Genomic DNA, 14,311 nt, shown 5'->3' on the forward strand with positions numbered 1-14,311 from the left:
CGCCCGCGGAAGCTGACGAAACAATGACGGGCATGCCAGTTCCGGCTGCCCGAGACTGTAAATATCGAACCGCCTAGTCTAGTATTAGCGGATGGCCCCGCAAGCTCCCAGCCCTTCATCCCCCGACCACGAACGCACCGCCCGTGCGCCGTCCGGCCCTGGCCGTCCCAAGGACCTGGCCAAGCGCGCCGCGATCCTGGATGCCGCCAAGGCCCTGTTCGCCCGTGAAGGCTTCGCCGGAGTCAGCATGGACCGCATCGCGGCCGAAGCCGGCGTCTCCAAGCTCACCGTCTACAGCCATTTCGGCGACAAGGAATCGCTGTTTTCCGAGTCGATCCGCACCCTGTGCGAAGAAATGCTGCCGGATGATTTCTTCAAGGTGCAGGCCGATGGCAGCCTGCGCGGCCAGCTGCGCCAGATCGCCGACGGCCTTTTCAAGCTGATGGTCAGCGACGGGGCCATCAGTACCCACCGGATCATGCTGACCCCCGGCCAGGCCGACCAGGGCCTGCGCCAGATCTTCTGGGAAGCAGGCCCGCAGCGCACCCACGATGCCTTTGCCGCATTCCTGCGCACGGCGATGGAGGACGGGCTGGTGGAGATCCCCGACGTCGATACCGCAGCCAAGCAGTTCTTCACCCTGCTCAAGGGCGAGCTGTACGCGCGGATGATGTGCGGCGTCTGCGGCCCGGTGGAAAACGAGGTCGAACGCCACCTGGACGCGACCGTGGACATGTTCCTGCGTGCCTACGCCGTGCGTTGAGCAACCCCATGCCCACAGTCCCGATGACTTCCGGCACTGCGTCGCGGCTGCCCTGCGCGGCCATCCTGATCATGCCGGACGTGCCCTGCACCGCTAGAATGCTAGGCCCCGCGCCCTAGAACACCCCCTACAAAGCACGCCCATGACGATCAATTACGCCCAAGCCCGCGAGAACATGGTGGAACAGCAGATTCGTCCCTGGGACGTGCTGGACAACCGCGTCCTCGAAACCCTGGCCACACTGCCGCGCGAAACCTTCGTGCCACCGGCGTACAGCGCCCTGGCCTATGCCGACATCGAACTGCCGCTGAGCCATGACCAGCGCATGATGAAACCGGTCATCGAAGGCCGCACGCTGCAGGCGCTGGATGTGCAGGAAGGCGAGGACGTGCTGGAAATCGGCACTGGCAGTGGCTTCATGACCGCCTGCCTGGCCACGCTGGGCCGCGAAGTGGTCAGCCTGGAACTGCACCCGGACCTGGCCGCCACCGCGCAGGCCAACCTGGACACCGCCGGCCTTGGCAGCAACGTGCGGATCGAAACTGCCGACGCCCTGACCTGGACCAGCGACCGCCAGTTCGACGTGGTCTGCGTCACCGCCGCGGTCGACACGCTGCCGGCATCATTCCTGCGCTGGCTGCGTCCGGGCGGCCGCCTGTTCGTGGTGCGCGGCCGCTCGCCGGTGATGGAAGCGGTGCTGATCCACAACGAAACTACCGGCCCGCGCGTCGAGTCGCTGTTCGAAACCGACCTGCCTTACCTGACCGGGGCCTCCCCGGTTGCGACATTCGTTTTTTGAGCGCCACAAACCTTCAAGGACTCCCGATGAGCCGTCTTCCCCTCGTTCTCGCACTCGCGTTGGCGCTGCCGTCCGCTGCTTCGGCCGCAGACCTGATGCAGACCTACGAAATGGCCCGCAACGGCGACCCGACGCTGGCCCAGGCTGAAGCCAGCCGGCTGTCGCAGAAGGAAGGCGTCGTCCAGGCACGCGCAACACTGCTGCCGCAGGTCAATGGCACGGCCTCGCTTGGCCGCTCCAGCGCCAAGGTCACCCACGGTGGCGACTGGGTGGAGAGCCCCCGCTCGCGCGACTACGCGGTCAACCTGAGCCAGAAGCTGGTGGATTTCAGCTCCTACGCCACGGTCAGGGCCCAGAACGCGCTGAGCCAGTCGGCTGACTTCGACCTGGATTCGGCCAACGACTCGCTGATCACCCGCACCTCCGCCGCCTACTTCAACGTGCTGATCGCCATCGAGACCCTGGCCTCGGCCGAGGCGGCCGAGGCGGCTTACCAGAAGCAGTTCGACTACGCGCAGAAGCGCCTGGACGTGGGCCTGGCCCCGATCACCGACGTACATGAAGCCCGCGCGTCCTACGACAGCGCGCGCGCCACGGTCATCAGCCAGCGCAACACGCTCAAGGACAGCTACGAGGCGCTGACCGAGATCACCGGCCAGCCGGTCAACAACCTGCGCGGCCTGCCGGACGACTTCAAGCCGCAGCTGCCGACCGAATACAGCGCTGAAGGCTGGGTCGACACCGCCATCGCCCAGAATCCAGCGCTGAAGTCGCTGCAGCTGCAGGTTCAGTCCGCTGAAGCCGGCGTTGCCGGCGCGCGTGCCGGCCATCTGCCGACCCTGAGCCTGAGCGGCGCCTACACCCGCAGCGCAGCCTGGGGTGGCGACAACACCGCCAGCAACATCAGCAGCCGTGGCCAAGCCGATGGTCGTTCGGTCGGCGTGACCCTGGACATCCCGATCTTCTCCGGCGGGGCGATCCAGTCGCAGGTGCGCCAGTCGATCGCCGAGCGTGACTCAGCCCAGGACGCCTATGAACTGCAGCGTCGCTCGGTCGTGCGCAATACCCGCAGCGCCTACCAGGTGCTGGAAGCGGGCATCAGCGAGATCGAAGCCCGCCGCTCGGCCGTGGTTTCGGCCCGCAGCGCCTATGACGCATCGCAGGTCGGCCTGGAAGTCGGCACCCGCACCGTGCTGGACGTGCTGACCAACCAGAACAACCTGGTCACTGCACAGCAGGAGTACTCGCTGGCCAAGTACAACTTCCTGCAGAACCGCCTGTTGCTGGAAGCTGCAGCCGGCACCCTGGACGCGGCCGACCTGCAGGACGTCAACGCCCTGCTCAGCGCCGATGCCAATGCGCGCCTGAACGGCGATGACCAGAAGATCATGGGCGCGCCGAGCAAGCTGTAACTCCCGGCCTTTGCAACACCGACAACAACAGCCGCGTACGCGGCTGTTGTTGTTTATGCGCCAGTCCCGCCCAGTGCACGCCCCCGCGAAACCACGGCACTCAGGCCTGCAAGTCATCCACCGGTTCGACCTCGGATAGCGACGATGCGCCCTGCCCCAGTCCCGCATGCGCGCGCGGGAACCACAACGTCATCACCGTCCCCACGCCCACGGCGCTGTCGACATCGATGAAGCCGCCTGCCTGGCGCATCAACGCGTACACCTGGGCCAGACCCAGGCCCGTACCCCGGCCCTCAGGCTTGGTCGTGAAGTAGGGTTCGAACAGCCGCGACATGGCTTCCTGACTCAGGCCGCTGCCGGTGTCGGACACCGACAGGGTCACGTAATCACCAGCGGCTCGGGCATGGGTTGCCCAGGCCTCGCCCACGTTGCCTTCGTCGCAACGCAGCGTGATCTGGCCAGCGCCATCGCAGGCATCCCGCGCATTGATGCACAGGTTCATCACCGCCTGGCCGAGGCTGTGGCGATCGGCGACCACCGGAAACGCCTGCGCTCGCTGCTCCACCAGCAGCTGCACGTCCGGTGGCAGGCTCTGCTGCATCAGCTCGGCCATCTCGATGGCCACATCCTGCACATCCATCGGCTCGGCCCGCACCGGGTGCTGGCGGGCAAAGCCCAGCAGGCGCTTGGCCACCGTGGTGGCATGGGCCAGCGCATCGCTGCCACGTCCCAGCAGTTTGCGCTGCAGGGGCGTCAGGGCTTCGGGATCATCGGTCACCACGCTGATGGCCGCCACCGCGGTCTGCAGCATGTTGTTGAAGTCATGGGCGATGCCGGCGACCAGCTGACCGATGGCCTCGCCCTTCTGCGCCTGCATGGCGGTGTGCTCGGCCATGGCGCGGGCCGCTTCGGCGATATCGCGCTGCTCCAGCGCCTGCAGTTCGTGGTGGCGAAGGCGCTCGCTGATCGCCTGGGTGCGGGTCAGCGTGGCCTCCAGGTATTCGTTGTACTCGCTAGTGGCGATCGCGCGGCTTTCCGCGCCCTGGAGCTGGGAAGACAGGCTCGCATTGAGCGTACGCAGGGCCTGCTCGACGCGGTGGATCTCGGTGATGTCGCGTCCGACCACCACCAGCGATTCGACCTGGCCGGCCGCATCGCTCAGCGGCCCCATCGACACCGACCACTGGCGCTCGATCCCGCCCAGGGTCGTCAGGGTGCCGGTGTACTCGCTCTGTTGCCCATCCAGGCCACGGCGCACCGCCTCGCCGACCACCGTGTGCATCTTTGCGGGCCAGAAATCCTGCCAGGCCCGGTGCACGACATCGTCGCGCCCCGAGGCGTGCAGCATCTCCAGTCCATGGCGGTTGATCGAGGCGATACGCCCGTCCGCGTCCAGCTCCAGGATGCAATCCTCGGAGAGCTCGACGATCTGGCGGTAGCGGTCGCCCGGCGGCATCGGCGCCCATTCTAGAGAGTCGCGGCACCGCGGATGAAGGGGTCACTCCGACTTCACATGGACCGAGGCAGGCTCCGAGCGTCTTTTGCCCCGGAAATCCCATGTCCACTGCCAGAACGCCGCTGATCCTCATCGTCGAGGACGACCAGGGCGCCCGGGAGATCGCAACGATGATCCTGGAAGCAGAGGGCTACCGGGTGATGGCGGCCAGTGGCGGCATGCAGGCGCTGGATGCGCTGGCCCGGGCACAGGACGTCGACCTGATCTTCAGTGACATCAACATGCCCGGCGGCATGGATGGCCTCCAGCTCGCACGCCGGGTGGCGGATCTCAATGGACACCTGCCGGTGATCCTGACTTCGGGACACGCCCTGCACAACTTCCGCGACTTCCCGAGCAATGCAGCCTTCCTGGCCAAGCCCTATAACCGCCAGGCGCTGCTCGGCGCCATGCGCAAGCACCTGGCCTCCTGACCAGCGCATCGACGACGCCCAGGGCAGGTCGTCACCCTGGCGACGGCATCACTTTTCCTTGTGCCTCGTCGCGCGGCGGAGTCCATCCGGAATGCATCCGCGCGCCCTGCAGGACGCCACTAACGTTCGCTGTAAGGCACGCCGCCCTTGGACTTCGAATCGCGCGGCGCTTCGACGATCTGCACGACCACGCCGGCCGGATCGACGGTGAAGTGTTCGGCCACCGCATCGGTGATGGCCTTCATCAGGTTCTTCTTCTGCTGCGCGGTACGGCCTTCGACCGCGAACACGACGACTTCTGGCATGACGTTGGTTCCTGCGTATTTTTAGAGGATGTGTCGTGGTCGTCAGCGGCGGGCAGCGGCGGCTTCGCCACGCATCACCGATTCGACTTCCGCCAGTGAGGCCATGGCGTTGTCGCCCGGCGTGGTCATGGCCAACACGCCGTGCGCAGCGCCCAGTTCCACCGCCTGCTGCAGGTCCGTGCCTGACAACACGCCATGCAGTAGACCAGAGACGAAGGCATCGCCGCCACCGACACGATCCAGGATGTCGACCGCGTACTGCGCCGAAAGATAGGTCTTGTCGCGCGTGCACAGCACACCGGCCCACCCGTTGCGCGAGGCATTGCTGGCATCGCGCAAGGTGAAGGCCACCGCCTTGAGTCGCGGGAACTGCTGTAGCGCGCGACGCGCCGCAGCCTGCGCCGGCACCAGATCCATTGGCGTGCTGCGCTTGCCCAGATCAGCGACCTCCATGCCCAGGCAGGCGGCGAAGGAATACTCGTCGCCGACCAGCAGGTCGCATTCGGCGGCGACCGCGCAGTTGATGCGCTGGGCGGCATCCGGATCTGGATGGCTGTTCCACAGGCTGGCGCGGTAATTGAGGTCGTAGGACATACCCACACCATGCGCACGCGCGGCGCGTACGGCGGCGACCGCCGTGCGCGCCGTGCTTTCCGACAAGGCAGCAAAGATGCCACCGGTATGCAGCCAGCGCGTGCCCTGCGCGCCGAACAGTGCTTCCCAGTCGAAGTCCTCCGGCGTGATCTGCGAAGCCGCTGAGTACGCACGATCGGACACACCCAGCGCTGCACGCAGGCCGAAGCCGCGCTCGGTGAAGTTCAGCCCCATACGCGTGTTGCGGCCAATCCCGTCGTAGTCGCGCCACAGGATCTGCGCGGTATCGGTGCCACTGGCGGCGATCATCGATTCGGCCAGGACGCCCAGCTCGCTGCGCGGCAACGCGGTCAGCGCCGCGGTGCGATGGCCGAAGGTACTGCGCAGGCCGCGGGCGACGTTGTATTCGCCGCCGCCTTCCCACACCCGGAAACTGCGCGCACTGCGAATGCGGTCTTCACCCGGATCGAAGCGCAGCATCACCTCGCCCAGTGCCACGCAGTCCCAGCGCTGCTGCTGCGCGGGCCGCAACGGGAACAGGGCTTCAGCACCACTCATTTTGCGCGACAGCCGAACAGCGACAGGTCGATGGCATTGGCCAGGCGCACGTAGCCTTCGTCATTGGGATGCAGGTGATCGCGGGTGATGTTGTCCGGCAGCGATTCGGGTCTGGTCGGATCGCGCAGGGTCTTGTCGAAGTCGAGCAGCGCATCGAAACCGCTGTCCTTTCCGCGCATCCAGGTGTTGAGAGTGGTGCGGGTCTTGGCCGACACCGGCTCATAGCGCTCCGAGCCACCGAACGGCGTCATCGTCGCCGCATACGCCTTGATGCCATGCTGGTGCAGGCGCTGCGCGATCTGCCGGTAGGCCAGGATCATGTCGTCGGCATTGCGGCCCGGAACCATCTCCGGCGCACCGCCGTGGCGGATGTCATTGATGCCTTCGAACAGGATCACCTGGTCAGCCTGCGACACCGCGATCACATCGCGATCCAGGCGTGCCAGCGCGCTGTGGCTGCGGCCCGGATCCATCACCTTGTTGCCGCTGATGCCCTGGTTGAGCACGACGAACTGGTCCGGGCACACCTGCTGCAGGCGCGTGCCCAGCAGCTCAGGCCACTGTCCGTGGCTGCCACGCGTCGCGGTGGCGCCTTCGGTGATCGAATCGCCCAGCGCCACGACAATCGTCGGCTTGGTCGCGCGTTCGGCATACACCGCCGAAACCACGTTCTGCAGGTAGGACAGCTTCACCGTGTCGGCCACCGCGGCGACCTTGCCTTCGGCCACGCGCAGTGGCGTGCGGCGCACGACGGCAATCGTCGGTTCGGGAAAGTAGACCGTCAATGCGACTTCAGCCATCGCTGGCACGGACAGCGGCACCGGGTCACTGAGCAACGCCGCGCCGATCGGCACCACGATGTCGTTGCGCCCGTCGAAGGTCACCGGCAGCGGCTTGCCCTTGCCGCCTGCCAGTTGCGCCGACAACGCACTCACCTTCAACGGCGCCACGCCCAGCTCGTTGCTGATCCGGAAACGCAGCGCCTTGGCCGAAGTGCCCAGGCGCATGTCCTGGCGCACGGTCTGGTTGGCGAACTGCACCGGCTTGTCCGGGGTGCCGTCCTTGCGGTCGGGCGCGGGCGATGCGGTCCACGCCGGGACCCACACCTGCGCACGTGCCGGCAGGGCCGCGATGCACGCGGCCATCAGAAACGGTATTGCGATGCTCCAGCGCATGACAGCCCTCCCAGGCGCGATCAGGAAAAGTAGGTGCCGCCGTTGACGTCCAGGTTTGCCCCCTGGATGAAGCTGGAGGCCGGCGATGCCAGGTAGACCGCGACATCGGCCGCCTCGGCCGCATCGCCCTGGCGACGCAGCGGCGTGGCGCCTGCGACGGCGGTGCGCACTTCCGGCTTGGTGAATTCGTCATGGAAGCGCGTGGCGATCATGCCGCAGCACAACGCGTTGACGCGGATGCCCTTGGGTCCGAGTTCCTTGGCCATGGCGCGGGTGAAGGTCATCACGCCGGCCTTGGAGGTTGCATAGATCGCTGCGCCCGGACCACCGCCATCGCGCCCGGCTTGCGAAGCGAAGTTCACGATGGATGCCCCCTCGCCCATGTGCGGAACCACTGCGCGGATGGTCAGGTAGGTCGAGGTCAGGTTGAGGTCCATGACCTTGTGGAAGAAGGCCTCGTCGATGTCGGCCAGCGGACGACGTTCGACCATGCCGCCGGCCACGTTCACCAGCACGTCGATCTTCTGCCCGAACGCAGCCTGCGTGGCCGCGACCAGGCCATCGACGGCCTTGGCATCGCTGACGTCGGCACGATGCACGATGGCCGTGCCGCCCGCGGCGGCGATCTGGTCGGCTGTCGCCTGTGCGCTGGCCTCGTCGTTGGCGTAATTGACGACGACCTTGGCGCCGGCGGCTGCCAGCTTGATCGAAACTTCGCGGCCGATGTCGCGGCCACCGCCGGTGACGATGGCGACTTTGTCTTTGAATTGCATGGGATGTCCTTGAAGTGGGGAAACGAAAGGCATTGCAGGTCAGCCGCGTCGTGCGGGACCGTCGAGCTTCCTGATCGGGCCGGTGATCCACCACGTCGCGATCAACGACAGCGGCACCAGGGCGGCAACCAGGATGAAAATCGGGGCATAGGATTTGGCCGTCATCACCGGCACCAGCCAGGTGGTGATCAGCGTTCCGGCGACCGCGGCCATGCCGCCGATGCCAGCCATCGAGCCGACGGACTTGCCGTTGAACAGGTCACCCGGCAGCGTCTGGATGTTGCCGATGGCCACCTGGAAGCCGAACAGCACCGCCGCAATCGTGATCACCGCCCACAGTGGATCGGTGGCGAGCACCGCGCCCAGCAGCGCCGGCGCCATCACCACGCAGCCCAGGGTGATGGACCATTTGCGCGCGCGATCCACGCTCCAGCCCGCCGCGATCAACCGGCCCGAGAGCCAGCCACCGCCCAGGCTGCCCAATGCAGCGCCGACGTAGGGCACCCAGGCGAAGATACCGATCTGCTTGATGTCGAAGCCGAAGGTCTCGGCCAGGTAGATCGGCAACCACGACACGAACAGCCACCAGATCGGGTCCAGGAAGAACCGTGCGATCACGATGCCCCAGCTCTGCCGGTGCGACATCAGCTGGCGCACGGTCGGCAGGTATTCCGGCACGGGATTGGCTTCGGACTGCGCCGGTTTGTCCAGGATCAGCACGCGTTCGGCTTCGCTCACCCACGGATGCTTGTCCGGGCCGGCGCGATAGATCACCAGCCACGGCAGCAGCCAGACAAAGCCCAGCGCACCGACCAGGATGAAGGTGCCGCGCCAGCCCAGCCACAGGAACAGCAGCGCGATCAGCGGTGCGGAGATGATCGCGCCCACCGAGGCGCCTGCGTTGAAGATGCCCTGCGCCAGTGCGCGCTCGCGCGCAGGGAACCACTCGGCATTGGCCTTGACCGCGCCAGGCCAGGCGCCGGCCTCGCTGATGCCGAGCATCGCCCGCACCAGGCTGAAGGACAGGATGGAATGAGTCACCGAGTGCAGCGCGATCGAGATCGACCACACGCCAATCGACAACGCAAACCCCATGCGCGTACCGATGATGTCGAACAGGCGGCCAAACACGAACTGGCCGGCCGCATAGAACAGCATGAACACCGTCACCAGCAGCGCGTAGTCCTCCTTGGTCGCGCCGACGTCCCTGGCGATCTCCGGCCACATCACGGCCAGTGCATTGCGGTCGATGTAATTGATCACCGTGGCCACGGCGATCAGGGCCACGATCAGCCAGCGCACGGACGAACGCGCGCGACTCACGGCCTGGCCTCCGGCGGCGGGGTCTGCGCGGTGCCGGACTTCTCTTCGAAGCGCGCCCAGCCGCCGCGCCAGCGGTAGTCGTATCCATTGCCGCTGACGTGGTGCTCACTCGCCGCATTGGACGGATCGTTGGCCACGCCCAGCGCCAGGGTCTTGCCACCGGCCAGGGTCAGCACGATCACATCGGCATCGCTGCCGGTGACACGCTCGATCCTGTCGATGTGGCTGTTGGCGCCGCGCACGTATTCGGCGGTGCCGTTGTATTCGCCATGTGGCTCCAGCACGCCGAAGAAGGTCGCGTCCTTCTGCCCGTCCATGCGCTGGATCAGCACCGGCTCGCGGCGCAGGTTGAAGTCCGGATCGTTCGCGCCGCTCTCGGCCAGGATCGCGCGGGTCGGCGCACTGCTGTCGAAGCGATAAGTGTAGAAGCGCCCGTCAAGCAGCCATTCCAGTGTGCGCTGCGCCGCGGCCGGCTGCGAGGTCGCATCCACCCACAGGTGCTGGTAGCCGTTGTCCTTGCCCAGCACCGGGCGCTGAGCGACGGCGTGTTCGGCCTTGAAACCCACCTGCATGATGTGGCCGTTGAAGTGCAGCGGCAGGTCGTAGCGGGCCGGCGTGTTGCCGTTGACACGCAGCAGGTCGATCACCACCGGCTCGCCCAGCTCTGGATGCGACAGCAGCGCCATCGTCCGGGTGAAGCGCACGCCGTCGTAGGCCCCTTCCATGCGCGCCGAGGTGATCTGCATGTCGCCGGTCACCTGGAACAGCAGCGGTGTCGGCGGCCGGGTCTCGCCCACCTTCCAGTCGCTGTCGAAGTGGCTGGTCTCGTTCACCACCAGCGTGTTGTGGGCTACGGTCTGCTTGGCCCAGCTCTTGTTCTCCGGCAGGTAGGTGCCGCCCTGCTTGGCCTCGACGTTGAGGAAGCGGGCCGCGCCGTAGTCGGTCACCACGCTCTGGCCGTTGTCGTAGAACAGCCAGTTGAGCTTGTCGAAGTGGCCGTGGCCCATGCCCTGGGTGGTGTTCTTCATCACCAGCGCCTGGCCGTCCTCGCCATTCATGCGCAGGATCGACATCGCGCCCTGCCTGCCATCGCCACCATCGCGCAGCAGCGCCGGACGGAAGTCGAACGGCTTGGCCTTGCCGGCCTTCAGCGCACTGGCAACCTGCAGGCCCTCGGGCGACAGCAGCACGCGCTGCTGGCGCTGTGCGATGGACAGCAACTTGGCATCGCCGGTCTGCGCGTAGGCGATGTCGATACCCGCCACCAGTTCCTCGGTGTCCAGGCCCTTGTCCAGGATCGCGTCGTTGAGCGGGAAGAAGTAACCGCCATAGCTGCTCTGCACCAGCGTATCGACTGCCTTGAGCAGCACGCCGTCGCGATACTGGAAGATCACGCGCCTGGGCTCGTTGCGCTCGATCGCATCGGCAAACAGGATGAACGGCGCCAACGCATAACGCTGGTAGTACGGTCCTTCCTCGTAATAGCCATCAGGCGAGAACAACTGGTCAATCTGCTTGAGGAAGCCGGCGCTGCCGTCTTCCCTGGTGCCCTTCAGCGCCTTGCTCACCAGCTGCGGATCGCGCAGCACGTAGCCGGTCATGCCGACCGCGGCCACCGCCCAGGTGGCGTGGTTGTGGATCTTGTTGAAGTTGTCCGCCGACTGGTCGGACATGAAGCGCGCCATCGCGCGAAAGACGTTGTCGTCGATGTTCTGGCGATCCGCGGGCGAGAGCGTGTCACGGATCGCGTCGTAACCGGCGATGGCATGCACCACCCACACCGAATCATTGAGCATCTGCCAGAACAGCCGGCCCGGCACTTCGTTGCGCCCGGCCGGATGCGGGCCGAGCGTGGGATACAGCCTGGCGTACTGCAGCAGCACGTCGCGCGCATACGTTGCGTAGCGCTTGTCGCCAGTCAGCCGATATAGCGTGCCTGCCGCTTCGATGGCCTGGTAATTGCGCTTGTGCTGTTCGTGGGTGTAGCCACCGCCCGGATCCTTCGGCACCGGCACATCGATGCCACGCTTGATCATCGCGTCCAGCTGTTTGGTCGTGCGCTGTTGCTCGCGCGCGAACATCGGTGCACTGCCGCCCTGCGCGGCCATCGCCTTCCACTCGGCCGGCGTCACCAGCACCGGCGACGCATCACCGGTCTGTTGCTGCGTGGCAGCCGACGCGGCCGGCGCCAGCACCGGCGCCGAAGCGAGTACCAGCGCGGAGGCCAGCAACAGGGACAGGGAGGTGGGTCGAATCATTGCTTTGCCTCAACCGGAAGATCGGACTGGAGCGCGGGCGTGCCGTCGAACTGGTTGCCCGCGGCAAGCAGTGTCGGTGTGCCCACCGCATGGGTGAAGCGCACGGCGGCGCTGTCACGGAAGGTATTGCCTGTCAGCCGGGCATGCTGCACGCCGTGCAGGCGCAACGACGCGTCCGTTTTGCGACCGACCTGGATGAACTGCGAATCGCGCACGTCCAGCGCCGGGCCGAAGGTGCTCTCGTCGGTGCCGCCGCGAGACAGGTCCAGCACCGGCCCGCCGATGCGGGTGAAGGTGGATCGTGCGATCTCCACGCGCTCGGCGTTGTAGGTACCGCCGTTGTCGGCGTCGGCCGCAGCGGCGATGACCCGGCCGCTGATGTCGCTGGCCTGCACGTTCCGCAGCGCGATCAGGTCGGCCATCGTGCCCTTGCCAGCGGCGATCACGTCGAAGCCGCGATTGCCATCCATGTGCTGCAGCTGGCTGTCTTCGATGATCAGCGTGTAGTTGGCGGTGTTGCCACCATCGGCAATCCGCACGACCGCGTTGCCGGCTTCGTCCGGCGTCTGCACGCCGTCGATGCTGATGCGCGCCAACCGCAGGTCGCTGCCCGGATGCAGGTCGAACAGGGTTGGCCGGCTGAAGAACAGCTGCGCCCTGCCCGATGCCGGCCCCTGCAGGCTCAACGGCCGCGACAGCGCCAGCACTTCATTGACGGTGTAGCGGCCAGCCGCCAGTTGCAGGCGGTCACCGGGCCGGGCGGCTTTCACCGCGGCGGTCAGGGTGTCTTCGCCTGGTGCGACTTTGCGGATCGCACCACTGTCCAGCGTCGCGCGCACGACGTCCTTGGGATACCAGTCCACGCCGACCGCGTCGCGCGCGATCGGCGCCAGGTCGCGCGGCGCGCCGATGTCGTCCAGCGCCTTGGCCGGCACCTGTAGGCCCGTCATCGCGCGCGTCATCGTCACGGCCTGCGCCGTGACGCCGTTCGGAAAGCCCGTCGATGCGGCCAGGCTCTGCACGTTGCCTTCGAACGTAATGCCGCCGATGTCACCCTGCACCGCCAGCGGATCGTCCTTGCCGTTGACGATCAGGTTGTTGGCGAAGCGGCTGTCTTTCGGCGCGGCGTTGCGCTCGTCGTCCTTGCCGGTGCCCAGCAGCAGCTGGCGCACGTCGACCCAGGTGTTGCGCTCGATCACGGCATGATCAACCTGGGCGTAACGGTTCTTCGGCGCATCGACCGCGCCGTACATCACGCTCAGCGCAGCGGCGAAGTTCTCACCGGCCAGGCCTTCGAAGTAATTGTCACGGATGGTCTGGTGGCCGTTGATCACGCGCACGCCGCCGGTGTGGGCCTTGCCGCCGCCCAGGAACACGTTGCGCTCGACCAGGTTGCCGCTGCCATGGCGCAGCACCATCGAGCCACGCGAATGGAAGAACACGTTGCCACGATAGATATTGCCGCCGGACTTGTTGGAGACGATCTCCACCTCGCCATCGCATCCCTCGAACCAGTTGTCCTCCACCACCGTATGCGAATCGCTCAGCGAATCGTGGCTGGTGCCGACGCGGATGGTCTCGCCGCCGTTGGACCCAAGGTTGGGCCGCGGCCCGAACCAGTTGTGGTCGATGCGGTGGCGGTTGTCCAGGCCCTGTTCGTCATCGCGTACCACCACCAGCGTGGTGCCGCGGTTGGTCTTGCCCAGCAGCTGGTTGTGGTCGAAGCGGTTGTCGTGGCCGTACAGGGCGACCCAGTGGTCGGACTCATTGCGGTCGGGCTTGCTGTAGCCGTCGATCACCATGCCGGTCACGCGACTGTGGTCGGCGCGCTCGCTACGCGAGAGACGGAACGACACCGCCTCGCCCCCCGGCGCCCAACCATCACGGAACACCAGGTTCGACACTTCCAGGTATTCGCCGGCCAGGCGCAGATCGGACTGACCACTGAGGATCACCTTGCCCGGCGTCTGCGCGGTGAGCCTGATCGGCTGGCCGTCGCGCCCCTTGGCCTTGAAGACCAGGCGCGCGTCGCGCCAGGTGCCATCGGCGAGCGTCACCGTGTCGCCCGGCTGGAGCGCGGCGACGGCGCGCTGGTACTGCGCCATGTCGTGAACCAGCAGCGTGCGTGGCTTGGGCGCCGATGCCGCCGATGCTTCTGTGGCGCCCAGCATAAGCAGCAAGGCCAACACGCCGGACGCTTGAAAACGCATGCCACTCCTCCGTTGGGCCGCCCCTCCCAGGGCCACCAGCGGGAGGGATGGTAGCAGAGCAACCCAACCCGTCAACCAATTTGCCAGTCCAACTTTTGTCTAACTGGAAAACAATATTGGCGCATTTATATGCTGCAAGTGCACATATTTATGTCGATTTATTGCCAGACCAATAGACCTTAGTAGAGTTTCAGACCAATTGGTTGACATAC

12 protein-coding genes are annotated in these 14,311 nt (G+C 66.3%); 4 read left to right on the forward strand and 8 right to left on the reverse strand.

Annotation, left to right across the window (positions count from 1 at the left end):
- The first annotated feature begins 91 nt into the window (after positions 1 to 91).
- The 3 genes from O8I58_RS07645 (at position 92) to O8I58_RS07655 (ending at position 2,974) form a co-directional block, all read left to right on the forward strand.
- Positions 92 to 763, forward strand: coding sequence for a TetR/AcrR family transcriptional regulator (locus tag O8I58_RS07645; protein WP_298321976.1), 672 nt, complete (start codon positions 92 to 94; stop codon positions 761 to 763).
- Positions 764 to 905: 142 nt separating this feature from the next.
- The gene (locus O8I58_RS07650; RefSeq protein ID WP_298321978.1) at positions 906 to 1,562 is read left to right on the forward strand and encodes a protein-L-isoaspartate O-methyltransferase family protein; all 657 of its coding nucleotides are present in this window, start codon (positions 906 to 908) and stop codon (positions 1,560 to 1,562) included.
- A gap of 26 nt (positions 1,563 to 1,588) precedes the next feature.
- Complete coding sequence (locus O8I58_RS07655; RefSeq protein WP_298321980.1) at positions 1,589 to 2,974, forward strand: TolC family outer membrane protein; 1,386 nt, start codon at positions 1,589 to 1,591, stop codon at positions 2,972 to 2,974.
- A gap of 100 nt (positions 2,975 to 3,074) precedes the next feature.
- On the opposite strand, the gene O8I58_RS07660 is transcribed toward O8I58_RS07655, so the two are convergent.
- Positions 3,075 to 4,430, reverse strand: a complete 1,356-nt coding sequence (locus O8I58_RS07660) for a PAS domain-containing hybrid sensor histidine kinase/response regulator family protein (RefSeq protein ID WP_298321982.1) — start codon at positions 4,428 to 4,430, stop codon at positions 3,075 to 3,077.
- 101 nt (positions 4,431 to 4,531) lie between these two features.
- Here O8I58_RS07660 and O8I58_RS07665 point away from each other — a divergent pair, with 101 nt between their 5' ends.
- The gene (locus O8I58_RS07665; RefSeq protein WP_298321984.1) at positions 4,532 to 4,903 is read left to right on the forward strand and encodes a response regulator; all 372 of its coding nucleotides are present in this window, start codon (positions 4,532 to 4,534) and stop codon (positions 4,901 to 4,903) included.
- 119 nt (positions 4,904 to 5,022) lie between these two features.
- Here O8I58_RS07665 and O8I58_RS07670 read toward each other — a convergent pair whose 3' ends face one another.
- The 7 genes from O8I58_RS07670 to O8I58_RS07700 are packed head-to-tail and all read right to left on the reverse strand — an operon-like array spanning position 5,023 to position 14,099.
- Positions 5,023 to 5,208, reverse strand: a complete 186-nt coding sequence (locus tag O8I58_RS07670) for a tautomerase family protein (RefSeq protein WP_298321986.1) — start codon at positions 5,206 to 5,208, stop codon at positions 5,023 to 5,025.
- A gap of 42 nt (positions 5,209 to 5,250) precedes the next feature.
- A complete protein-coding gene (locus O8I58_RS07675; protein WP_298321988.1) occupies positions 5,251 to 6,360 on the reverse strand; it encodes a sugar kinase in 1,110 nt (369 codons plus the stop codon).
- Positions 6,357 to 7,505: a GDSL-type esterase/lipase family protein gene (locus tag O8I58_RS07680; RefSeq protein ID WP_298322835.1), complete on the reverse strand. Its 1,149-nt coding sequence runs from the start codon at positions 7,503 to 7,505 to the stop codon at positions 6,357 to 6,359. Before O8I58_RS07680 ends, O8I58_RS07675 begins: the two co-directional genes overlap by 4 nt.
- Positions 7,506 to 7,555: 50 nt before the next feature.
- Positions 7,556 to 8,308 (reverse strand): SDR family NAD(P)-dependent oxidoreductase, encoded by a 753-nt coding sequence (locus O8I58_RS07685; protein WP_298321990.1) that lies wholly within the window; start codon positions 8,306 to 8,308, stop codon positions 7,556 to 7,558.
- A 39-nt stretch (positions 8,309 to 8,347) separates the two neighbouring features.
- A complete protein-coding gene (locus O8I58_RS07690; protein ID WP_298321991.1) occupies positions 8,348 to 9,631 on the reverse strand; it encodes an MFS transporter in 1,284 nt (427 codons plus the stop codon).
- Positions 9,628 to 11,889 (reverse strand): alginate lyase family protein, encoded by a 2,262-nt coding sequence (locus tag O8I58_RS07695; RefSeq protein ID WP_298321993.1) that lies wholly within the window; start codon positions 11,887 to 11,889, stop codon positions 9,628 to 9,630. Before O8I58_RS07695 ends, O8I58_RS07690 begins: the two co-directional genes overlap by 4 nt.
- Positions 11,886 to 14,099 carry a polysaccharide lyase 6 family protein gene (locus O8I58_RS07700; RefSeq protein WP_298321995.1) on the reverse strand — a complete coding sequence of 738 codons (2,214 nt, stop codon included), beginning with the start codon at positions 14,097 to 14,099 and terminating at the stop codon, positions 11,886 to 11,888. Before O8I58_RS07700 ends, O8I58_RS07695 begins: the two co-directional genes overlap by 4 nt.
- Between the last annotated feature and the right edge of the window lie 212 nt (positions 14,100 to 14,311).

This window comes from Pseudoxanthomonas sp., from assembly GCF_027498035.1.
GTDB lineage: Bacteria > Pseudomonadota > Gammaproteobacteria > Xanthomonadales > Xanthomonadaceae > Pseudoxanthomonas_A.

What these genes read in the sequence shown, in the direction of transcription:
- O8I58_RS07645 (WP_298321976.1), top strand. Translation starts at nt 92, where the DNA reads ATGGCCCCGCAAGCTCCCAGCCCTTCATCCCCCGACCACGAACGCACC.
- O8I58_RS07675 (WP_298321988.1), bottom strand. Translation starts at nt 6,360, where the DNA reads ATGAGTGGTGCTGAAGCCCTGTTCCCGTTGCGGCCCGCGCAGCAGCAG.
- O8I58_RS07670 (WP_298321986.1), bottom strand. Translation starts at nt 5,208, where the DNA reads ATGCCAGAAGTCGTCGTGTTCGCGGTCGAAGGCCGTACCGCGCAGCAG.
- O8I58_RS07685 (WP_298321990.1), bottom strand. Translation starts at nt 8,308, where the DNA reads ATGCAATTCAAAGACAAAGTCGCCATCGTCACCGGCGGTGGCCGCGAC.
- O8I58_RS07655 (WP_298321980.1), top strand. Translation starts at nt 1,589, where the DNA reads ATGAGCCGTCTTCCCCTCGTTCTCGCACTCGCGTTGGCGCTGCCGTCC.
- O8I58_RS07650 (WP_298321978.1), top strand. Translation starts at nt 906, where the DNA reads ATGACGATCAATTACGCCCAAGCCCGCGAGAACATGGTGGAACAGCAG.
- O8I58_RS07680 (WP_298322835.1), bottom strand. Translation starts at nt 7,505, where the DNA reads ATGGCCGCGTGCATCGCGGCCCTGCCGGCACGTGCGCAGGTGTGGGTC.
- O8I58_RS07695 (WP_298321993.1), bottom strand. Translation starts at nt 11,889, where the DNA reads ATGATTCGACCCACCTCCCTGTCCCTGTTGCTGGCCTCCGCGCTGGTA.
- O8I58_RS07660 (WP_298321982.1), bottom strand. Translation starts at nt 4,430, where the DNA reads ATGCCGCCGGGCGACCGCTACCGCCAGATCGTCGAGCTCTCCGAGGAT.
- O8I58_RS07700 (WP_298321995.1), bottom strand. Translation starts at nt 14,099, where the DNA reads ATGCGTTTTCAAGCGTCCGGCGTGTTGGCCTTGCTGCTTATGCTGGGC.
- O8I58_RS07665 (WP_298321984.1), top strand. Translation starts at nt 4,532, where the DNA reads ATGTCCACTGCCAGAACGCCGCTGATCCTCATCGTCGAGGACGACCAG.